The 19300-nt window shown below is 41.0% G+C and carries 23 protein-coding genes; 15 read left to right on the forward strand and 8 right to left on the reverse strand.

The window, feature by feature from the left end; all coding sequences use genetic code 11:
- Nucleotides 1-5: 5 nt before the first annotated feature.
- From ACFSJY_RS11580 to ACFSJY_RS11590, 3 genes are all read right to left on the reverse strand, one after another.
- Nucleotides 6-515 carry a VC2046/SO_2500 family protein gene (locus ACFSJY_RS11580; protein WP_386034393.1) on the reverse strand — a complete coding sequence of 170 codons (510 nt, stop codon included), beginning with the start codon at nucleotides 513-515 and terminating at the stop codon, nucleotides 6-8.
- A 62-nt stretch (nucleotides 516-577) separates the two neighbouring features.
- Nucleotides 578-1873, reverse strand: coding sequence for an ATP-binding protein (locus tag ACFSJY_RS11585; RefSeq protein ID WP_386034395.1), 1296 nt, complete (start codon nucleotides 1871-1873; stop codon nucleotides 578-580).
- Between the two features lie 65 nt (nucleotides 1874-1938).
- The gene (locus tag ACFSJY_RS11590; protein ID WP_386034397.1) at nucleotides 1939-2655 is read right to left on the reverse strand and encodes a winged helix-turn-helix domain-containing protein; all 717 of its coding nucleotides are present in this window, start codon (nucleotides 2653-2655) and stop codon (nucleotides 1939-1941) included.
- A gap of 338 nt (nucleotides 2656-2993) precedes the next feature.
- On the opposite strand from ACFSJY_RS11590, the gene xthA reads away from it, so the two are divergent.
- Together xthA and rlmA are read left to right on the forward strand one after the other, a co-directional pair.
- Nucleotides 2994-3803, forward strand: a complete 810-nt coding sequence (gene xthA, locus ACFSJY_RS11595) for an exodeoxyribonuclease III (RefSeq protein ID WP_386034399.1) — start codon at nucleotides 2994-2996, stop codon at nucleotides 3801-3803.
- Between the two features lie 54 nt (nucleotides 3804-3857).
- Nucleotides 3858-4676, forward strand: coding sequence for a 23S rRNA (guanine(745)-N(1))-methyltransferase (rlmA, locus tag ACFSJY_RS11600; protein ID WP_386034401.1), 819 nt, complete (start codon nucleotides 3858-3860; stop codon nucleotides 4674-4676).
- On the opposite strand, the gene yfbV is transcribed toward rlmA, so the two are convergent.
- Nucleotides 4669-5091, reverse strand: coding sequence for a terminus macrodomain insulation protein YfbV (yfbV, locus tag ACFSJY_RS11605; RefSeq protein WP_386034403.1), 423 nt, complete (start codon nucleotides 5089-5091; stop codon nucleotides 4669-4671). The genes rlmA and yfbV overlap by 8 nt on opposite strands.
- A 151-nt stretch (nucleotides 5092-5242) precedes the next feature.
- Here yfbV and ACFSJY_RS11610 point away from each other — a divergent pair, with 151 nt between their 5' ends.
- From ACFSJY_RS11610 to ACFSJY_RS11640, 7 genes are all read left to right on the forward strand, one after another.
- The gene (locus tag ACFSJY_RS11610) at nucleotides 5243-6442 is read left to right on the forward strand and encodes an acetate kinase (RefSeq protein ID WP_386034405.1); all 1200 of its coding nucleotides are present in this window, start codon (nucleotides 5243-5245) and stop codon (nucleotides 6440-6442) included.
- Between the two features lie 2 nt (nucleotides 6443-6444).
- Nucleotides 6445-8556 carry a phosphate acetyltransferase gene (gene pta, locus ACFSJY_RS11615; RefSeq protein WP_386034407.1) on the forward strand — a complete coding sequence of 704 codons (2112 nt, stop codon included), beginning with the start codon at nucleotides 6445-6447 and terminating at the stop codon, nucleotides 8554-8556.
- 419 nt (nucleotides 8557-8975) lie between these two features.
- The gene (locus tag ACFSJY_RS11620) at nucleotides 8976-9368 is read left to right on the forward strand and encodes an ACT domain-containing protein (protein WP_386034409.1); all 393 of its coding nucleotides are present in this window, start codon (nucleotides 8976-8978) and stop codon (nucleotides 9366-9368) included.
- A 5-nt stretch (nucleotides 9369-9373) separates the two neighbouring features.
- Entirely contained in the window at nucleotides 9374-9718 is a 345-nt protein-coding gene (locus ACFSJY_RS11625; protein ID WP_386034411.1) for an ArsC family reductase, read from the forward strand.
- A 2-nt stretch (nucleotides 9719-9720) separates the two neighbouring features.
- Nucleotides 9721-10851, forward strand: coding sequence for a succinyl-diaminopimelate desuccinylase (dapE, locus tag ACFSJY_RS11630; RefSeq protein ID WP_386034413.1), 1131 nt, complete (start codon nucleotides 9721-9723; stop codon nucleotides 10849-10851).
- On the forward strand, nucleotides 10845-11525 hold the full coding sequence (locus ACFSJY_RS11635) for a M15 family metallopeptidase (RefSeq protein ID WP_386034415.1): 681 nt from the start codon (nucleotides 10845-10847) through the stop codon (nucleotides 11523-11525). The genes dapE and ACFSJY_RS11635 overlap by 7 nt, the downstream gene beginning before the upstream one ends.
- The gene (locus ACFSJY_RS11640) at nucleotides 11525-11707 is read left to right on the forward strand and encodes a hypothetical protein (RefSeq protein WP_386034417.1); all 183 of its coding nucleotides are present in this window, start codon (nucleotides 11525-11527) and stop codon (nucleotides 11705-11707) included. The genes ACFSJY_RS11635 and ACFSJY_RS11640 overlap by 1 nt, the downstream gene beginning before the upstream one ends.
- Nucleotides 11708-11791: 84 nt before the next feature.
- On the opposite strand, the gene bamC is transcribed toward ACFSJY_RS11640, so the two are convergent.
- Nucleotides 11792-12874: an outer membrane protein assembly factor BamC gene (gene bamC / locus ACFSJY_RS11645; protein WP_386034419.1), complete on the reverse strand. Its 1083-nt coding sequence runs from the start codon at nucleotides 12872-12874 to the stop codon at nucleotides 11792-11794.
- Nucleotides 12861-13763, reverse strand: coding sequence for a 4-hydroxy-tetrahydrodipicolinate synthase (gene dapA, locus ACFSJY_RS11650; protein WP_386034421.1), 903 nt, complete (start codon nucleotides 13761-13763; stop codon nucleotides 12861-12863). The genes bamC and dapA overlap by 14 nt, the downstream gene beginning before the upstream one ends.
- A gap of 181 nt (nucleotides 13764-13944) precedes the next feature.
- On the opposite strand from dapA, the gene ACFSJY_RS11655 reads away from it, so the two are divergent.
- Entirely contained in the window at nucleotides 13945-14457 is a 513-nt protein-coding gene (locus ACFSJY_RS11655; RefSeq protein ID WP_386034423.1) for a glycine cleavage system transcriptional repressor, read from the forward strand.
- Nucleotides 14458-14471: 14 nt separating this feature from the next.
- Nucleotides 14472-14942, forward strand: coding sequence for a thioredoxin-dependent thiol peroxidase (gene bcp, locus ACFSJY_RS11660; protein WP_386034425.1), 471 nt, complete (start codon nucleotides 14472-14474; stop codon nucleotides 14940-14942).
- A 46-nt stretch (nucleotides 14943-14988) separates the two neighbouring features.
- Here bcp and ACFSJY_RS11665 read toward each other — a convergent pair whose 3' ends face one another.
- Together ACFSJY_RS11665 and ACFSJY_RS11670 are read right to left on the reverse strand one after the other, a co-directional pair.
- Nucleotides 14989-16077, reverse strand: a complete 1089-nt coding sequence (locus ACFSJY_RS11665) for an AI-2E family transporter (RefSeq protein ID WP_386034427.1) — start codon at nucleotides 16075-16077, stop codon at nucleotides 14989-14991.
- 9 nt (nucleotides 16078-16086) lie between these two features.
- Nucleotides 16087-16308, reverse strand: a complete 222-nt coding sequence (locus tag ACFSJY_RS11670) for a sulfurtransferase TusA family protein (RefSeq protein ID WP_386034429.1) — start codon at nucleotides 16306-16308, stop codon at nucleotides 16087-16089.
- Nucleotides 16309-16406: 98 nt separating this feature from the next.
- Here ACFSJY_RS11670 and ACFSJY_RS11675 point away from each other — a divergent pair, with 98 nt between their 5' ends.
- Genes ACFSJY_RS11675 through ACFSJY_RS11690 form a run of 4 tightly spaced genes read left to right on the forward strand, consistent with a single transcriptional unit; the run spans nucleotide 16407 to nucleotide 19247 of the window.
- Nucleotides 16407-17045 carry a hypothetical protein gene (locus tag ACFSJY_RS11675; RefSeq protein ID WP_386034431.1) on the forward strand — a complete coding sequence of 213 codons (639 nt, stop codon included), beginning with the start codon at nucleotides 16407-16409 and terminating at the stop codon, nucleotides 17043-17045.
- Nucleotides 17046-17050: 5 nt separating this feature from the next.
- A complete protein-coding gene (bepA, locus tag ACFSJY_RS11680; RefSeq protein ID WP_465323547.1) occupies nucleotides 17051-18499 on the forward strand; it encodes a beta-barrel assembly-enhancing protease in 1449 nt (482 codons plus the stop codon).
- 14 nt (nucleotides 18500-18513) lie between these two features.
- The gene (gene arsC, locus ACFSJY_RS11685; RefSeq protein ID WP_386034433.1) at nucleotides 18514-18852 is read left to right on the forward strand and encodes an arsenate reductase (glutaredoxin); all 339 of its coding nucleotides are present in this window, start codon (nucleotides 18514-18516) and stop codon (nucleotides 18850-18852) included.
- 2 nt (nucleotides 18853-18854) lie between these two features.
- The gene (locus tag ACFSJY_RS11690) at nucleotides 18855-19247 is read left to right on the forward strand and encodes a DUF2069 domain-containing protein (protein ID WP_386034435.1); all 393 of its coding nucleotides are present in this window, start codon (nucleotides 18855-18857) and stop codon (nucleotides 19245-19247) included.
- Nucleotides 19248-19300 lie beyond the last annotated feature (53 nt).

The following is a 19300-nucleotide window of genomic DNA, read 5'->3' on the forward strand; positions in this document are numbered from 1 at the left end:
AAGTACTAGGCGACTAAAGCAGGCTGATCTTGGCGTTGGGATTTAATTGCTTTAAGCCAAGCATTTGCGTTCAAATCCATCTTATCGACACTTACCCCTCCCTTGAGTCTTCTTTGGCAATGAAGGCTTGTGTTCTCAATTATCTGACTATTGATAAAGTTGCTATCATCTCTAAATGACAGTGGGTTCGGTGAAAGCACTTGTGTTAAGCGAACGGTATCTAAGAATTGATTTTCAACGAGTTCAGCTTGATTGAAACGACCAATGTGTTCTGGCGACTTTAAACCAAGATCTTGTGGTGCAGGAACATCGAATGCTTTTCTCAAAGACGACGTTGTCTCGTCATCTGTTGTATCTGGTGCATGCTCAGGTAACAAAAACTCACTATGTTCACGAATATCATCAGTCAACATCGCCAGCATTAAGCTGAAATCTGCACGCCGTTCTTGATGTATACATTTACTCAGCGTTTCGCCAAGTTGATGCTCGTGAATTAAGAGGTTATTTTCTAGCAAGATAATATGAGGATAATTACAACTAATTACCTTATCGACTTACCCTGTAAAAACTTGAGTATTTATTTTATTGGCCAGCGAATACCAAACTTAGCACCACCTAGTTCACTATCCTGAATAAATGTTTCACCTTCATGCCATTCTAATACTCTTTTTACGATGGCTAACCCTAGACCAAATCCACCCGTTTCTTTATTACGGCTCTCATCACCACGAGAAAATGCATCGAAGACTCGGGTTTTCAAGTCACCCTCAACACCACAACCATCATCTTCAACAATAACGGTGCAGTATTTTTCATCGCTTGCTACACTAATTTTAACTTTGCCTTTTCCATATTTAATGGCATTAGAAATATAGTTGCTAAGCGCCCTCTCTATAAAATGCCTATCACATTTCGCGAAGACCGCTTTATCTGGCATATCCGTGGTTATCTCGTCACAAAATTCATTATTTAGCGAGACTTGATGTTCAACTAATTGGCATACATCCGTCTGTTTGAAGTCTAACTCTGGCCTGTCGCAATCCAGCGCGGCATAAACTAATAATTCATTGACCAGCGATTCAAGCTCATGAATATCTTCATTAATATGAGTAATGTACTTTTGACGCTTTTCAGCATCGTCCATTTTTCCCAGCATTTGTAATGCGAACTTAGTCCTTGCTAACGGTGTCCGTAACTCATGTGAAACCGCATTGGTTAATTCTTTATGTGCATCTATAAGGCGCTTAATCCTGACAGCCATTATATTGAAGCCTGACATGAGACTTGCCATCATTGACGATTTTGCTTGCGGGATTTCAAGTTCAAAATTTCCATCACCAAGCTTGTCTGTTGCTTTCTTAAGTTGATCTAAATCGCGTGATATTGGGAGAAGCCATCCTAAAATAATGAGTGCTATTGCAAGTAACACAAATACTCGCACTAATGCTTCTGCTCTAGGTCTGGTTGGCAGCTTAGTTGGCCCCAGCGTAATAATGGTATTGGTTCCAGAGATAAGATGATGAAGCTCAACGTCATTGTCATCGTAATACACGTAGGTATTACCTTTTCTAAGTTCTCTTCGTTCGGTTTTGTCTGCCGTATCTCGAATTGAATCTATTGACTCTAACTTTAATGGTAATTCATAACGTTTAGCTGCGTTTGCTAGCAACTCCTCCCATTCTTCAGCAGGGTTTCTAGCAAGATAGTCTTCTATGGCATGAAGCATAGTTTTATAACCAGTATAAGACTCAATATCTTGTTCTAGATATTGGCTCCAAACTTCATCCAGTAACCAAGACGCACTAATAAATGTGAGTATGAGAAGAAAATATAAACTTAGAAATGAGCGACTTTGTCGAATAACGGTTTTCATTCGCCACCTGAGAATCAGAAGTAAAGTAGACGTTGCCCACTAAGGGGCAACAACGTTGGGGTAGACTACTCCCAAGCGTCAGGTACAAATAGGTAACCTTGCCCCCAAATCGTTTTGATTCGGAATGGGGTTTCGTTACTGTCATGCAACTTTTTACGTAAACGAGATATTCTGACATCAACACTGCGATCCATGCCGTCGTACTCTCTGCCAACGACTGCTTTATATATATAGTCGCGGTTTTGCACCTCACCTGCTCTACTAGCAAGTAACCATAACAAATCAAATTCTTGGCTGGTCAGCTCAATGTTTTCATCGTGAAGCACGACTTGTCGGGAGCCTCGGTTAACGTATAACTTGCCTATGTTTAGCTCAGCTTTTTCTTTGCTGTCTTGTGGTAATTCACCACGTCTCAACAACGCATTTACACGTGCAAGTAATACGCGGGGTTCAACCGGTTTAATAACATAGTCGTCAGCCCCTATTTCTAAGCCAAGTACTTGGTCAAAATCGGTACCTTTTGCGGTCAGCATTAAAATAGGTCCTTTAAATGTTGGACGTATATCACGACAAACAGCGAAGCCATCTTTACCTGGAAGCATAATGTCAAGAATGATCATATCTGGCGAAAAATTTTCGATGCGCTTAGCTACGGTATCGCCTCGAAACTCTTGCTTTACATGAAACCCTTCGGTTGTTAGAAAGTCCGTGACTAAATCTGATAGCTGACGATCATCTTCAACCAAAAGTATCTTTTTAACCGATGACATGTTCTCTGACATTTTACACTCCACTCTATTTACACGCGTATTCAATTGGTACGCAATTTCGACGCTTTAAAAAGGCGACAATCGTAAAGCTATTAATTAAACGCTAAGCTCTACATCCTTACAGATAACTTTTCGTCGTATTGACAGTTATTTAGCTTAGATAAGTTACCTCCATTTAACAACCGTTACTACATGGTGTTACGCAAAAACTACACTTAGTTACAATCTTGTTGCGTTTTTCTAACCCTTTCATTTACGTAATAAAATCAAATCTGTTTAGCGGAATACTCTGTCAATGTTATGATTACGCACTGACTGTTTAGAAAAACAAAAGAAGATTCAGTAACCTTATGAAAATCATCTCGTTCAATATTAATGGCCTTCGCGCTCGCCTGCATCAACTTCAAGCCCTTATCGATAAGCATCAACCTGACATTATCGGTTTACAAGAAATCAAAGTTCACGATGAAGCCTTTCCTCTCGAAGACGTGGAAGCGATGGGCTACCACGTCTATTTTCATGGTCAGAAAGCGCACTACGGTGTAGCGATGCTTTGTAAAAAACCGGCAGATGTCGTTATCAAGGGTTTTCCGACAGATACTGACGACGCTCAACGTCGGATGATCATGGTGGAAACAACGAATGTTCAAGGTGAAAAAGTTACCGTCCTTAATGGATATTTCCCTCAAGGTGACAACATTAGCCATGAAACAAAATTTCCATATAAAAGACAATTTTATAAAGACCTGATGACGTACCTAAATAACCATTGTTCACCTGAAGAGCATGTTGTGGTAATGGGCGATATTAATATTTCACCAACAGATTTAGATATTGGAATCGGCGAAGTGAATCGAAAACGTTGGTTAAAAACAGGGAAATGTAGCTTTCAGCCTGAGGAACGTGAGTGGCTGTCAACGCTATTGAACTGGGGATTTGTTGATACATTTAGAGCACTGCACCCAAACACAGAAGAAAAATACTCTTGGTTTGACTATCGCTCAAGAGGTTTTGACGACAATCGTGGTTTACGAATTGATGTTGTTCTTGCTACAAAAGCAATGGCAAGTAAATGCGTTGAATCCGACGTAGATTATGAATTGCGAGGTATTGAAAAGCCTTCCGATCATGCACCGATTTGGTCTACCTTTAAGTTCTAATAGCCTATATGACAGTCAGCAAGGGGCTTCGGCCCCTTTCTTTTTGATAAACGAATGAACACTATGACAGCTCAATACATTTGCCCCATTTGCCAAGATAACTTAGTGCAAGAAACACATCGCTTCGTATGTAATCAAAATCATAGTTTTGATATTGCCAAAGAGAATTACGTTAACTTACTTCCGGTTCAGTTTAAACGATCTAAAAACCCTGGTGATAATAAAGCAATGGTAAACGCACGACGTGAATTTCTTGAAAAAGGTTTTTATAAGCCACTCGTTGATAGGCTATTAACACTTTATACAACCTACGGTGATAATAGCACTACTATGCTTGACGCTGGCTGTGGAGAGGGATACTACACACATCAACATAAAACCAACACGAATACGGTTTACGGCGTTGATATTGCAAAGGAAGCAATAAAAAAGGCAGGTAAAAAGTATAAAGAATGTCATTTCAGTGTAGGAACCCTATCAAAGCTCCCTTTTAGTGAAGGAATGTTTGATTGGATTGTATCGATTTACGCCCCGATATTAGAGCAAGAATTTACACGGGTACTAAAGCCGGGAGGGTATCTCATCACGGTTACCCCTGCTAAGCAGCATTTATCAGAATTAAAGCAAGCAATTTACCGAGACGCGTTGGAACACGACGAAGAGAGAGAGCCAATAGAAAATTTACGTGCAGTACATGAAGAAAAATTGAGTTATGAAATGCTATTAGCGGATGGTCAAGACGTGCTTAACTTACTTTCTATGACACCATTTGCTTTCAAAGCAAGTGAAGAGACCAAGCAGCAATTAAAACTATCTACAGTGTTTCCCTGTCGAGCGGATTTTCTAATCAAGCTATATCAGCGCCCTATTTAGTGCGCTGATAGGTCATATTTAATAAGGTTGCCAAATCAATGTATCTTGGCTTATGAAGTGAGAGCTTTATATTGCCCCCTTGCTCGTTGTACCTAGCCACGCCTTCCTTGTACCAAGCTGACAAAGATGGAGGCAACACTTTATCTGCTTGTACACCTAACATCACCATTGCCTGCACAGGCAAAGACCAAAAAAACACCGCATAAAAAATGCCCTGTACTAAAGGCGCATGTGTAAGTAACGCAAGTTGCGCTACCAATGCTAACAATCCAATTGCAGGCGCGTAATTAAACACCAGCCTTGCAAGTTGAATGGGGCGATAGTCGGGAAAATATTGGGCTAGCTCAGCTCGTTTTGGCCAGAGCTGCATATAGCGGTAACCCAACTTTATTAAAGCTACTACACTTAGGTTCATAGTTATAAATGTAATCTAAACTCTCTATAAAAAACAGGAAAAATTGTAACAGGTATTTAAGCTATTCTTTTGCAATAAAATTTTGATTAAAAGCAAATTTTTGCATTAGGATTATTGGTATTATCACTCAAACAGTACAACGTTTTAACTTATGAATTCTAAAAACCATATTTTAGTGATTAATTGCGGAAGCTCTTCTTTAAAATTTGCATTAATTAATGTTGAATCTCGTCAGCAGCAAATTACAGGGATTGCTCAATGCTTGGCTACCAAAGACGCCAACATTACTTTTAAGTTTCAAGGTAGCAAAAAACAAGTCTCGTTGAGCGCACCTTATAATCACCAATCTGCACTAGATGCGTTGATAGAGTTTCTCTCAGAAAATCAGTTATCAGAAAAGTTAGGTGCCATAGGGCATCGCGTCGTACATGGTGGCGAAACCTATCATTTGCCGACAAGAATTGATGAACACGTGCTAGAAACACTTGAACAGTTAAGTACACTAGCCCCACTTCACAATCCTGCAAACATTATGGGAATTAATGCTGCACTTGATGCTTTCCCAGATTTACCCCAAGTCGCTGTCTTTGATACAGCATTCCATCAGACGATGCCACAACATGCATACACATACCCTATTCCCGCCAGTTTATATAAAGAGCATGGCATTAGAAAATACGGGTTTCATGGCACAAGCCACTACTACGTGAGCCACAAGTCTGCTCAACTACTTGGCAAAGACGTATCAGAAGTGAACCTAGTGACAGCTCATTTGGGGAACGGTTGCAGCGTAACGTCTGTTAAAGGTGGTAAAAGTATCGATTCTAGCATGGGATTCACCCCACTAGCAGGTGTTGCTATGGGGACACGCTGTGGCGATATAGACCCAGGGATTATTTTTCATCTCACCACGCAACTAGATTACACCGTAGAAGACGTTGAAAAAATGTTGAACAAAGAGAGCGGCTTATTTGGTATGTCTGGTATCAGCAATGATTGCAGGACATTAGAAGAGCAAGCACTCAATGAAAATAATGTTGATGCACAACGCGCGCTCGATGTTTTTACCTTTTTAATTGCCAAATCAATCGCAGCTATGGCAGTCAGTTTACCAAGCTTAGATGGCATCGTATTTACGGGCGGTATCGGTGAAAACTCTGATTATGTCAGGCAACAAGTCACTCATCATCTCTCGATTCTCGGCTTGGAAATCGACCCTGAGAAAAACAAACAGGCAAGATTTGGTGCAGCACTTGATATATCAGCTTCATCAAGCCGTTCAATCATAGTAATGCCGACCGATGAAGAGTGGGTTATTGCTGAACAAACGAATCAACTTGTTAGAGGATAATTATGGCTCATCAAGTAATGTTAGCCCCTGTTGGCTTTGGCGTAGGTCTCACTAGTGTCGTCGTAGGTTTAGTGCATGCTTGCCAACAATTAGGACTAGACGCTGTGCACTTTAAACCAATTTCACAACCCTCGAGAAATAGTCGCAAAGACAATGGTCCAGACACTTACTTTTCAACGTCTAGCGGATCTATACCTCTTAGCTACGTTGAAGAAAAAATGGGCGATGGTGAAATGGAAGTAGTTCTCGAGCAAATCGTAGGCAATTACACCGAGCTTGTAGAAAAACATGATATTGTTATCGTTGAAGGCCTAGTCCCGACTACTCGCCAGCCATATGCAGGTCGAATTAACAGGGATGTAGCAAGTGCATTATCTATCGATGTTGTTTTGGTCGCCGCACCTGAGAGCGACTCTTTAGAGCAGTTTGAAGATAGGATAGAAGTCACGTCTGAAACGTATGGCGGTATAAAGAATAAACGCTTAATTGGCTGTATCTTGAATAAAGTTAACGCACCTGAACTCGATGAATACGGTTTGCTACCGCGAGATATCGAAGAAGAGCGCCCTTATGACGCCAACATTTGGCACTCATTAAAACTCTTTCGACAACCAAGTTTTAGGCTGTTGGGCGCGGTACCTTGGGAACAAGAGCTTATCGCTCCGCGAGTAAAAGATATCGTGAGCTACTTAAATGCAGACATCATCAATGAAGGCGATCTAGAGCATCGCCGTATTCGCTCAGTGACATTTTGTGCACGCTCTGTAGCTAACTTAGCAAGTCACCTTGTGCCTCATCGCTTAATTGTCACCCCAGGTGACCGTATAGATGTAGTTATTGCTACCTGTTTATCGGCACTCAATGGTACAAAGGTTGGTGCCCTACTTCTAACCAATGGGTTTGTACCCAATGAACAAGTATTGGCGTTGTGTAAACAGGCCCTCGACGCTGGCTTACCAGTGCTTTCTGTCAAATCTGATACTTGGCAAACATCACGTCACATTGCCAATTTCAACCCTGAAATTCCACAGGATGACATTCAACGTATTGAACGTGTTAAACAGTTTGTTGCTGATAACCTCGATGGAGACTGGTTATCAAACTTTAGGGAGAAAGCGGATAAAAACATTCTCCTTTCGCCACCAGCATTTAGGCATAAGTTAACAACTATGGCTCAGCGTGCAGACAAGCTAATAGTGTTACCCGAAGGAAATGATGTACGCACGATAAAAGCTGCTGCGATTTGTGCTGAACGTAAAATTGCACGCTGTCAGCTGCTCGGTGACAAGGAAGAAATTTTACGAATTGCTGATCAGCAAGGCATTGCCTTACCTTCAGGTCTGCTAATCACCGATCCTGCAGAGATTGTAGAGAACTACGTTGGCCCTATGGTTGAACTTCGCAAACACAAAGGTCTAACTGACGTTGTTGCAAGGGAGGAACTTAAAGATAACGTTGTCTTGGGTACCATGATGTTACAACTGGGCCAAGTGGACGGCCTAGTATCGGGCGCTGTGCATACAACTGCCAATACTATTAGACCAGCACTACAACTTGTCAAAACCGCGCCAGATGCAAGCTTAGTTTCTTCAGTGTTTTTCATGTTGTTGCCAGATCAAGTCCTGGTTTACGGTGATTGTGCGATTAACCCAGATCCAACCGCTGAGCAACTTGCAGATATTGCTATTCAGTCTGCCGATTCAGCTATCAAATTTGGCATTGATGCACGAGTAGCCATGATAAGCTATAGCACTGGTTCTTCAGGTACTGGGGCAGATGTAGAGAAAGTTGCTAAAGCCACTGAAATAGCAAAAGAAAGACGGCCCGATTTAGTTATTGACGGCCCCTTGCAATATGATGCAGCCATTATGGAAAACGTTGCTATCAAAAAGGCACCAAATAGCCCGGTAGCTGGTAAAGCAACAGTATTTATATTTCCAGATTTGAATACAGGTAATACAACATACAAGGCAGTACAACGTTCAGCAGATTTAATTAGTATTGGCCCGATGTTGCAAGGTATGGCAAAACCAGTCAATGATTTATCGCGAGGCGCGTTAGTTGAAGATATTGTGTATACAATAGCCCTTACCGCTATTCAGGCGAAAAATTAATTATACTTTCATACATTTAAGTTTGTACCTAGAGTTCAATAGCATAAACTGGTTCAAATTATGCTATTGAACACAAACCCTTCAAATTTGAAAGTTTTGTGACAATCAAGGTGTGTTATTAATTAAACAAATTTTATTCCGTTATTAATTTCTTTAATATACATACACTTAAATAAGTAACCAAGGTTTCTTAACAAACATATCCACAGGTTTTGTGGATATCATTTTTAACCAATTATTAAGTACTTGTCTAATATCACCCTACTTTTCGTGAGTATTAAGCTGTTTTTTCACAGTACTCATCTAAAAAACCACCCAAATTACGTAAAAAGATACTTTTATTAAAAAATGCACTAGGTTAGTCAACAGAAGTAATTATTGATAACATGGCCACAACTACTCGCTGTTTAGGCAACATCATGAAAGAAAGGCAACTAACACTTCGACTGTTGAAGCAGACATTTGCTATTCACAGTCTTCCCCCTGAAAGTGCTATACCCAATGAACTTTTTAATGCGCCTATTTATTTTCTTGCGAAGACGTATGACGAAGTATCACTCGTTTTACCCCAAGACATTTCCATTGCCAGCGAAGATGTTGAGAAAGACTGGCGAGCCCTCGAAGTCGTGGGCCCTTTAGATTTCTCACTAACAGGTATCATGTCGCGAATTTCATCAACTTTAGCGAATGAAAAAATTAGTATTTTTGCCATTTCAACATTTGACACTGACTATGTGCTTGTAAAAGAAAACACAGTTGAACAGGCGATTAACGCGCTAACGAACAACCAATACAAAATCATTAGAGACTAATATTTATGACAATAATCTACGGTATTCCAAATTGTGACACAGTGAAAAAAGCACGAAAATGGCTAGATGCAGAGAATATCGACTATACCTTTCATGACTTTCGAAAAGATGGATTAACAGAGGCGCAACTAGACGGCTTCATAGCACAAACATCATGGGAAACACTGTTGAACAAACGCAGCACAAGTTTTAGAAACCTGCCTGACAACATTAAGAACAATTTAACTGAATCTACGGCAAAAGCAGCAATGCTTTCGGAACCAACGCTAATTAAGAGACCAGTCTTGGTAAGCGGTGAAAGTACCTTGGTAGGATTTAAAGCGTCAGAATATGAGAGTAATGTAAAATAGTCATGACCGATAACGTTCTAGAGCTCACCAAAGCGTTAATTTCGAGAGAGTCTGTTACACCCGAAGATGCAGGCTGCCAAACGTTAATGGGCCAGCGTTTAGCTGCCTTAGATTTTACTATTGAAACCATGGTGTTTGAAGACACGACCAATATGTGGGCTCGCAAAGGCACTAGCAAGCCCGTTTTTTGCTTTGCGGGCCACACTGATGTAGTTCCGCCTGGTGATCTTTCACTGTGGAATACACCACCTTTCGAACCCGTTATTCACAACGGTATGTTGTATGGACGTGGCGCTGCCGATATGAAGGGTAGCCTTGCTGCCATGATAATCGCTACCGAAAAATTCGTGAACAAGCACCCCAATCACAACGGTTCAATCGCTTATCTCATCACGAGTGACGAAGAAGGCCCTTTTATTAACGGTACAACACGGGTAATTGATACACTTGAAGCTAGAAACGAGAAAATTGATCATTGTATCGTTGGTGAACCGTCAAGCTCTCATCATGTAGGAGATGTCGTAAAAAATGGACGTCGAGGCTCGATATCTGGAGAATTGACGATTAAAGGCAAACAGGGTCATGTGGCTTATCCGGATCATGTAAAAAACCCCATTCATTTGGCATCTCCCGCTTTAGCTGAACTCAGTAGTCAAGTTTGGGACCAAGGCAATGATTACTTTCCACCGACCAGTTTTCAAATCACCAATATAAATGGTGGAACTGGCGCTACAAATGTTGTTCCTTCACATGTCACTGTCCTTTTCAATCTTCGATACAGCACTGAACTTTCAGATGAACTTATCATTGAAAAGGTAAACACAATTTTAGATAAACATCAGCTTGAGTATGATATTAAGTGGACGTTTAATGGAAAGCCTTTTATCACTGAACCCGGTGTACTATTGGATGGCGTTGTAAAGGCAATAAAACAAGAAACTAATCAAAGCCCTGTATTGTCAACGTCAGGTGGAACATCAGACGGCCGCTTTATCGCGCCAACGGGGGCTGAAGTGGTAGAGCTTGGACCATGTAATGCAACCATCCACCAGATCAATGAATGCGTCGCTTGTGAAGATTTAGAAAAGCTTGTCGATATTTATTATCAATCCATGGTGAATATTTTATGTTAACCATTTCTGATGACATGTTATTTGGTTTATCGTCTAATCACTTAACACAAATATCGGATAAACATGCTCTACAAAAAGAGGCGCTGAATGCTTGGGTTGCCATGAAAAAATCAGCAAACAATGCAGGATTTGATTTAGCGTTAGTGAGTAGCTTTCGTTCTTTTGAACGCCAAAACCACATTTGGCAGCGCAAATTTTCTGGTGAATTATGTGTATTAGATAAATCTGAAAAGCCAGTTAATTTACATTCGCTTTCGGCGTTTGAGCAAATTAAAGCGATCATGCTTTTTTCAGCATTGCCCGGTGCAAGTAGACATCATTGGGGAACTGATATTGATGTTTATGCGCCTAACTTACTCAGCGACGGGCAGTCGTTTAACCTAACCGTTTCAGAATACAGTAACAGCGGGCCATTTTACGAACTGTCGATGTGGCTTAAGGAAAATGCAAAAGACTTTGGTTTTGGCTTTCCTTATGACCGTTATCGGGGCGGTGTATCGGAAGAGCCTTGGCATTTATCTTACATGCCTATTGCTGGAAAATTGTTGCCTAGCTTATCTCCCGAAAAGCTCGCATCGGTAATAGAGCACAACCGTATTGCAGGTTATGAAACGGTTATCGAACATATAGAGGAATTGTTTACGACGTTTGTAAGCAATGTAGGAGCACATTAATGGATAATCAATGGGTAGTTTGGCTGATTATTGGTGCCATCATTTTTTTTGTAATAGGTAGCTTTAGCACATTGCACAAAACAGCCAGCAAACCTATGCGCAAAAAAGGGTTAAATGATCTCGAGGAAACCTTGCCCCGCGCAGGCCACTCACAAAACAACAAACAAAGCCAATCTGATTAAAATCTCTAGAGAGTGCATGAAAGATTGGCAGATATAAAAAAGCTCCTTATTAAAGGAGCCTTTTTATGTAGTACGTCAATTTCGCTATAAATCTCTAAATGATAGCGCGGGTTCCATGACCGGAAATATCTGCTCTAATGACGATTGAGGAATAGCAACACCTTCGCTGTTATATATCGTTAAGGCGGTCGAGTCATTTTCAACGTCAGTTAAATCAAAAGTATATCTCTGTTCATCAATTTCAATAACAGGTACGTCGTCACCCCAAATTTTATCCCAGATACTGATGTCTGGTGCGGTAAAATCAACATAGTAGATTTTTTTGTCTTCATTCAGATCCGCAATATCAAATCCATGTCTTTCGAAAAACAGTGGCAAGTTAGACCAAAGCAGATCTGATTCCATCTCGATAATATACGCGGCTTCGCCTTTAGGGTTTTCGCCAACAGTCACTATCTTTTGGCTTGCGCGCATTAATCTGTTTTCACGCTGTTGTAAACGGTACTTATAGTCTACTTGGCTTACAACTTCATTAAGTAATGCCATTTCTGCACGGTGTTGATCGATTGGATCAGCCGTTTTTGTCCCGCCACGTTCGTCAGTTTTCATGTAATCGATCATCGTTACTTGCAGTGACACACTGCGGCCATGTGGCTTTTGGGTTAAATCAAATCGAAAACGCATACTTTCACTTGACGTAATTTCAGTGAACACCCAACCTTCTTCATCTTCACTATGGAACCAGTCCGACTCTAATTGCGACATGTCCTCGTTTTCACTGCGAATCGCTACGTCATTCTCTATCAGTAGGTCTTGTACAGCAGTATAGATAAATGCTTGTAGATCTCTATCTTCCAGCACCTTATCAAACCAAATAATCGCTTCACTGGTTTCTGGAATCACTCTTGACGATGCAGCCACAGGCAACACAAGTGATGGTGCACGTACGTCAACACTGTCACCTATGGGGCCGCCCACAGTAGATTTATCAGCCACTTTAAAGTCGTCTGCTTGTTCAGGTGTTGCGAGCGAACCAGGAATGCTCAGTGGCTTGGCTTCTGTTTGCTTAACATATTCGAAATCGCCCAAAGCACGGTTATTAGTCCCCGAGGTACATGCTGATATAGCGATGGCCAATGCCGTGACAATAAAACTACGATGATTCATTAATACTCCATAAATGCTGAGGAAGTCGCTGCAGTATTGGCGTTAACAAGGTTTTACCCGCTTCTGATAAAGGTGTTAAGGGTAACCTCAACGAGTCAGCGGCTATCTGCCCTAAATACTGCATTGCCCATTTAACTGGAATGGGGTTAGATTCCACAAACAAATTGTTATGTAATGCAGAAAGCATATTATCTAACGCTTGTGCTTCTACATATTGTTGTTCTTTTAATAATGTTTGAATGTCTGCCATCGCTTTTGGCACAACATTCGCGGTGACCGATATTACACCGTTGCCACCCAGTTTACAAAACTCCACGCCAGTTTCGTCATCACCACTGAGTAAAGTGAAGGGCTGACTGCATTTTTCATGATATAAAGCCACTCTTTCAAGATCAGCGGTAGCATCTTTGATGCCGACAACATTGTTTAGTTCCGAAAGTTTTGCGACGACATCAATATTCATATCACAGTGCGTTCTGCTAGGCACATTGTATAAAATGATAGGTAGCTCAGTCGCTTTTGCGATAGCAGTAAAGTGAGCATACAGCCCCTCAGGCGTAGGTTTATTATAATAAGGCGTCACCGTCAACAACCCATCTATACCGGTATCGTTGAGTTGCTTTGTCAGTTCAATGGCGGTTCGCGTACAATTGCTACCATTGCCAGCTAGCACTGCCGTACGCCCTCTCACTTGTTCTGCTGTGAACTTGGCCAACGACACTTTTTCTTGAATTGACAATGTAGCTGACTCACCTGTCGTTCCTGCGATCACAATGCCACTTGTGCCACTTTTAATATGCCACTCAATCAGCTTAGCTAACTGCGGAAAATCAATTTCTCCATTGTTACTAAACGGCGTAATCAGCGCCACCAAACTGCCTTCAAACATATAGTATTCTTAATGGTCATTAATCTGCGCACATGGTACTTATGAGCCTATGTAAACTCAAGTAATGCAAGCTCTAACTATCAATAATTAAGCGATTTGTTCAAAATTCAATTTTATCACTAATAATGGTGGTACATTTGCGTTACAATGCGCGGCTTTTAATAACGCGGAATATGAGTTGATGTCTCAGTATCTTGTATTAACAGCTATGGGCGCTGATCGTACGGGCTGCGTAAGTGAACTTACGAATTTAGCCAGTGAATGTGGCTGTAATATCTTAGATAGTCGCATGGCCATTTTTGGTCAAGAGTTCACTCTGATAATGCTTCTACAAGGTGATGCCAGAGCCATTAATCTTATTGAAGCTCGTATACCAAAAACAGCTGTTGAACTTGAACTCATTACCATGATGAAGCGTACATCAGGTTATTCAACACTAGAAAGTGCGCAGCAATACGTTGCGGAGTATACTGGCATAGACCAGCCAGGTATTCTAAAAGCCGTGACAGCGTTTTTTGCACACAGGAATATCGATATTTCATCGCTTAAATCTGATATTGATCCCGTTACTAACAACATGAGCGCAAGTGTGCAGTTTACTGTAAATGGTGACAGCGGTGTTGAAGACATTGAAAATGATTTCTTGCAACTTTGCCAACAAATAGATGTGCAAGGTTGTATCACCAAACAATAACAACAGGTAATAATATGAATACATTATCAGTCGGCGATAAAGCCCCTTTGTTCACATTGCCCGATCAAAACGGTGAAAACGTTTCGCTTGGCGACTTTATCGGTCAAAAACAAGTATTAGTTTACTTTTATCCTAAAGCAATGACACCTGGCTGTACGGTCCAAGCACAAGGGCTTCGAGACATCAAGAGTGAACTAGACGCGTTAAACACAGTAGTTTTTGGCATAAGCCCAGATGAGAGTAAAAGGCTTGACAAGTTTTGCCAGCGAGACGAACTTAACTTTACCTTATTGTCTGACGTCGACCACAAAGTTGCAGACGACTTTGGTGTCTGGGGCCTAAAGAAGTTTATGGGCAAGGAGTATGACGGTATTCATCGCTTGAGTTTTCTTATTGGCCTTGATGGTAATATCAGCCACGTGTTCAATAAGTTCAAAACTAAAAACCATCACGAGGTTGTTTTAGAAGTACTTAACGAACTTTAATATTAAGTAACACGAATAAAAAAGCCCGCTTTAATCGCGGGCTTTTTTATTCAACAACACACTTCGCTTTCGACTCAATAGCCTCATCAACACCGGCAGGCCAAGCATTCATTACAGCTTTAACTAACGTCGCTAACGGGATAGCGAAAAACACTCCCCAAAAACCCCATAGACCACCAAAAAAGATTACTGCGATGATAATGGTTACAGGGTGTAAATTAACCGCTTCGGAAAACAAGATAGGCACCAGTAAATTGCCATCAAACGCTTGAATAATACCGTAAGCGAGCATGACATACCCAAACTCGGTGCTAAAACCAAACTGAAATAGCGCCACTAACATAACAGGGAGCGTCACTAGTGTTGCACCAACATAAGGTACCAAAACAGATAACCCCACCAATACACCTAAAAGCACCGAGTACCGCAAGTCCAGGAACATAAAGGTAACAGAACTGATGGCGCCTATAATCAAGATCTCAATCAATTTTCCTCGCACATAATTAAGGATCTGCTGATTCATTTCTTTACCCACTTTGGAGGCCATACGACGCTCTTTTGGTATAAAGCGCGACAACTCAGCTAACAAGGCTTTCTTATCCTTCAAAAAGAAATAAATCATGATTGGAACCAAAATAAGATAGATGATAAGCGCGACTAGATCAGACAAAGAGTTCAGCGTGGCTTCAATGGCAAACTGTCCCCATTCCAGCAATTTTTCTTGCGTCAACGATATAACATGAGCTATTTGTTCCGCCTGGACTAAGTCAGGGTATTTGTCTGGCAACGTCATTAAATAACTTCTGCCTTCGGTCACCATATTAGGTACTTCTTGCAACAAATTTGAACTCTGCTGACTCACAATTGGCATTAACCCTAGAATAGTTAATAGTGAAAACCCAACAAATGCAGTCATTACCACAAGCACCGACCAAGTATGAGTTAAACCAAATGCCTTCAATCTATTCACTGGTAAATCCAACAAAAAAGCGATAGCGATAGCAACAAAAACAGGCATTAATAAGCTACTTAAAAAGTAAACTGCTAAAAAACCTGCAAGCAAAATAACCACTAAGCTCACCGCAGAGGGATCGGAAAACTTCCTTGTGTACCAGTCTTTGAATAACCTAACCATATTAAGTATTTACCTGATTTGAATAATAAGTTCTTGCACATCATTGTCACGCTCTTTAATGACAACGTGATGGCCGAGTTTTTGTAAGAATTTGGGAATATCGGATTTTGAACCTGAATCGGTTAATAAGAGTTGACAGCAATCCCCTGCCTTCATTTTTTTTAACATGACACGCAACTTAACCAACGGCAAAGGACATTTTTCGCCACTGGCGTCATATTCGTATTTCATTATAAAATCTGGAACAACTCTTTTGTTTGATTATCTAATTTGCGACAATCAAATACAACTCGGATCAATGACCTCGCAGGAATTAAATCGGTATTTTTATGTCTTTAAACTCTCCTACTCCCGGTTTAAAAGAAATAAACGCATTAAAGAAGAAGTTAAATTGGGGTGAAGTGCCCGCTATTTATCATATGGTAGCCACTTCAGCTGGTGATCTAGATGGCATTTTGACGCATGGGTTTGAGAGTGGCTACAAAAGTCTTCTCAATAAAAACAAATGGAACCTCCCTAAGCTCGGTGGCGAAATAGACGAAAACGGACGAATTCATGTGAAATACAAACCTAAAATTTCATTGAGGCATGTATACAATGAAATGGGTTATGAATTGCACTGCTACCCGATGGTTAACGGAGAACGTTTGAATCGTTCCCTTGAAAATAGCCCACACTGTCCATTCAAAATATGGATACCTGAAACGATGAGACGGTTGTTTCGTGTAAATAGTTTCGTGTCATTTGTTTTCTTCATTGTGCAAAATGGTGATGAAGCGGATATGCACCTCATCAAACATTTATATCGTAGAGTAGAAGAGCTGATTGATATATTAAGAGAATCTTTTGATGTAATCGATGTCAGAGGATATAACATCGCTGAGTTCTATCAAGAAATTGACAAGCGTGGCGGTGATATTCTTACAACCAATCATTTGGTAGATCAGGTAAACGACGAAAAGAGTTAACACTGTTGAAAATAAAACTATTAGCTACATCAGCAATTTTTGCGTCATTGCTCGCGACCGTCGCAGTCGACGCACAGCAGCATAATCGCAATGAACTTCCAGACATCGGCGCCGCTGGTTCGAGTATCCTATCAATAGATAAAGAACGAGTCGTTGGCAACGCCATGATGCGTCATTTACGCGCATCCCAACCCATGTTGCAAGATCCGGTGATGACAGAGTACATCAATGATTTAGGTAATAGGCTCGTACGCAACGCCAATGATGTGAATTATCAATTTACATTTTTTCTCATTGATAACGACGAAATTAACGCATTCGCTTTTTTTGGTGGCCATGTCGGCATTCACACCGGTTTGATTACGACAGCAGATACAGAGAGTGAACTCGCCTCCGTGTTGGCTCACGAAATTTCTCACGTCACACAACGCCACTTGGCAAGACGCATTGAAGCTCAATCAAAAACACAACCACTTACCACCGCAGGGATGCTAGGCGGCATATTACTCGCCCTAGTCAATCCTACTGTTGGTATGGCTACCATTAGCACCAGTATGGCTGCTTCGCAGCAAGCATCGATAAACTATACACGTGGAAATGAGAAAGAAGCTGATCGTGTCGGTATGAACCTGCTCGTAAAAAGTAATTTTGACCCGATGGGGGCACCGAGCTTTTTTGGAAAGATGGCAGAACGGTTTAGATATAAATCAAAGCCTCCTGCGATGCTATTAACTCACCCATTGCCCGAATCACGTATATCAGATGCTAGATTAAGAGCGCAAAACTACCCTAGAATTCAATTACCACCAAGTTTACCTTTTGAATTAACAAAAGCGCGTATACGTGCACGTTACCAAAAAGAAGGTAAAGCCAACGTAGCGCACTTCAAAGGCGTAATTGATAAGCTACAATATGCGTTAAAACCAGCCGCACAGTATGGTCTCGCGTTGTCCTATTTTGAGGTCAAACAATATGACGAAGCGAGAGAAATTCTGGAAATGCTTCATGAAGGTGACAAAAAGAACCTTTTTTATGTCGATGCGCTCACAGATGTTTATATCGCGACTGACGAACATGAAAAAGCCATTGCCATGTTGTCCAAGTTAAGCAAGTTTATGCCACATAACCAAGTGGTAGCCTTAAATTATGCAAATGCATTGCAAGAACACAAAGAGTACGGAAAAGCTGCCGAGGTATTACAAGACTTCCTGCTAATTAACCCAGGGCACTTTTTAGCCTATGACCTACTAACAACTACCTACCGAAAAGCAGGAAAGAAAGCATTGATGCATTCATCCAAAGCAGAGGTACTAGCCTTGCTTGGCGCCTACCCTAAAGCGATAGACGAACTGCAATCAGGTTATAACTTTGCCGACGATTCACTTATGCAAAAACGAATCAAAGCCCGCATCATTCAGTTTGAAGATGAACAAAACAAGTTAAAACGTTTATAAATAGAGAAGTTTACATGCTAACTATACTACACAACCCTCGCTGCTCGAAGAGCAGACAAACACTTCAGCTAATCGAGAATGCAAACGCAGAAGTCGAGGTCGTTGAATACCTAAAACAACCATTGTCAGAGCAAGAATTACGTGATGTTGCCAGTAAACTTGGGGCGGCGCCATTAGAGATGATGCGTACTAAAGAGGCTGAATTTAAAGAGCAAAACCTAAAAGGCGCAGATGATGACACGTTATTCTCAGCAATGGCAACAACGCCAAAGTTAATGGAACGTCCAATTGTCATTAAAGGTGACAAAGCCATAATTGGCCGTCCTCCTGAAAACGTAGAGGCCCTGCTTTAATCATGCAAAGGTTAGCTACACAGCAATACCGCACTATTGCACTAGTAGGCTATTTTGGTTTACTCGCTTTTATGCCAATTTGGCTTTTAGTGTTGGAACCTAGCACTTTAGGCACAGCGTTAGTCATCACATTATTCGTTGTACCTTTGCTATTTCCACTAAAAGGGATGCTTGCAGGAAATCCATATACATTTGCCTGGTCAAACTTTGTCGTAATGATTTATTTTTTGCACAGTTTAACCAGCCTTTGGGTGTCGGAAAGTAAACTGTATCCCACCATAGAACTCATTTTTGCGACATTAATGTTCTTTGGTGGAACTTACTACGCTAAATATCGTGGACAAGAGCTAGGGTTGAGTATTCGTAAGAAAAAAGAAGAAGAAAGTGAAGAGTAACCAATCTTTACCCGCTTAATCTGAAAATAAAAAAAGCGCCTTTAGGCGCTTTT

This window comes from Thalassotalea euphylliae (assembly GCF_042682785.1).
Taxonomy (GTDB): Bacteria; Pseudomonadota; Gammaproteobacteria; order Enterobacterales; family Alteromonadaceae; genus Thalassotalea_F; species Thalassotalea_F euphylliae.

Excerpts from the sequence above, each read along its gene's own strand:
- ACFSJY_RS11585 (WP_386034395.1), bottom strand. The coding sequence starts at position 1,873 with ATGAAAACCGTTATTCGACAAAGTCGCTCATTTCTAAGTTTATATTTT.
- ACFSJY_RS11590 (WP_386034397.1), bottom strand. The coding sequence starts at position 2,655 with ATGTCAGAGAACATGTCATCGGTTAAAAAGATACTTTTGGTTGAAGAT.
- xthA (WP_386034399.1), top strand. The coding sequence starts at position 2,994 with ATGAAAATCATCTCGTTCAATATTAATGGCCTTCGCGCTCGCCTGCAT.
- rlmA (WP_386034401.1), top strand. The coding sequence starts at position 3,858 with ATGAACACTATGACAGCTCAATACATTTGCCCCATTTGCCAAGATAAC.
- yfbV (WP_386034403.1), bottom strand. The coding sequence starts at position 5,091 with ATGAACCTAAGTGTAGTAGCTTTAATAAAGTTGGGTTACCGCTATATG.
- ACFSJY_RS11610 (WP_386034405.1), top strand. The coding sequence starts at position 5,243 with ATGAATTCTAAAAACCATATTTTAGTGATTAATTGCGGAAGCTCTTCT.
- pta (WP_386034407.1), top strand. The coding sequence starts at position 6,445 with ATGGCTCATCAAGTAATGTTAGCCCCTGTTGGCTTTGGCGTAGGTCTC.
- ACFSJY_RS11620 (WP_386034409.1), top strand. The coding sequence starts at position 8,976 with ATGAAAGAAAGGCAACTAACACTTCGACTGTTGAAGCAGACATTTGCT.
- ACFSJY_RS11625 (WP_386034411.1), top strand. The coding sequence starts at position 9,374 with ATGACAATAATCTACGGTATTCCAAATTGTGACACAGTGAAAAAAGCA.
- dapE (WP_386034413.1), top strand. The coding sequence starts at position 9,721 with ATGACCGATAACGTTCTAGAGCTCACCAAAGCGTTAATTTCGAGAGAG.
- ACFSJY_RS11635 (WP_386034415.1), top strand. The coding sequence starts at position 10,845 with ATGTTAACCATTTCTGATGACATGTTATTTGGTTTATCGTCTAATCAC.
- ACFSJY_RS11640 (WP_386034417.1), top strand. The coding sequence starts at position 11,525 with ATGGATAATCAATGGGTAGTTTGGCTGATTATTGGTGCCATCATTTTT.
- bamC (WP_386034419.1), bottom strand. The coding sequence starts at position 12,874 with ATGAATCATCGTAGTTTTATTGTCACGGCATTGGCCATCGCTATATCA.
- dapA (WP_386034421.1), bottom strand. The coding sequence starts at position 13,763 with ATGTTTGAAGGCAGTTTGGTGGCGCTGATTACGCCGTTTAGTAACAAT.
- ACFSJY_RS11655 (WP_386034423.1), top strand. The coding sequence starts at position 13,945 with ATGTCTCAGTATCTTGTATTAACAGCTATGGGCGCTGATCGTACGGGC.
- bcp (WP_386034425.1), top strand. The coding sequence starts at position 14,472 with ATGAATACATTATCAGTCGGCGATAAAGCCCCTTTGTTCACATTGCCC.
- ACFSJY_RS11665 (WP_386034427.1), bottom strand. The coding sequence starts at position 16,077 with ATGGTTAGGTTATTCAAAGACTGGTACACAAGGAAGTTTTCCGATCCC.
- ACFSJY_RS11670 (WP_386034429.1), bottom strand. The coding sequence starts at position 16,308 with ATGAAATACGAATATGACGCCAGTGGCGAAAAATGTCCTTTGCCGTTG.
- ACFSJY_RS11675 (WP_386034431.1), top strand. The coding sequence starts at position 16,407 with ATGTCTTTAAACTCTCCTACTCCCGGTTTAAAAGAAATAAACGCATTA.
- arsC (WP_386034433.1), top strand. The coding sequence starts at position 18,514 with ATGCTAACTATACTACACAACCCTCGCTGCTCGAAGAGCAGACAAACA.
- ACFSJY_RS11690 (WP_386034435.1), top strand. The coding sequence starts at position 18,855 with ATGCAAAGGTTAGCTACACAGCAATACCGCACTATTGCACTAGTAGGC.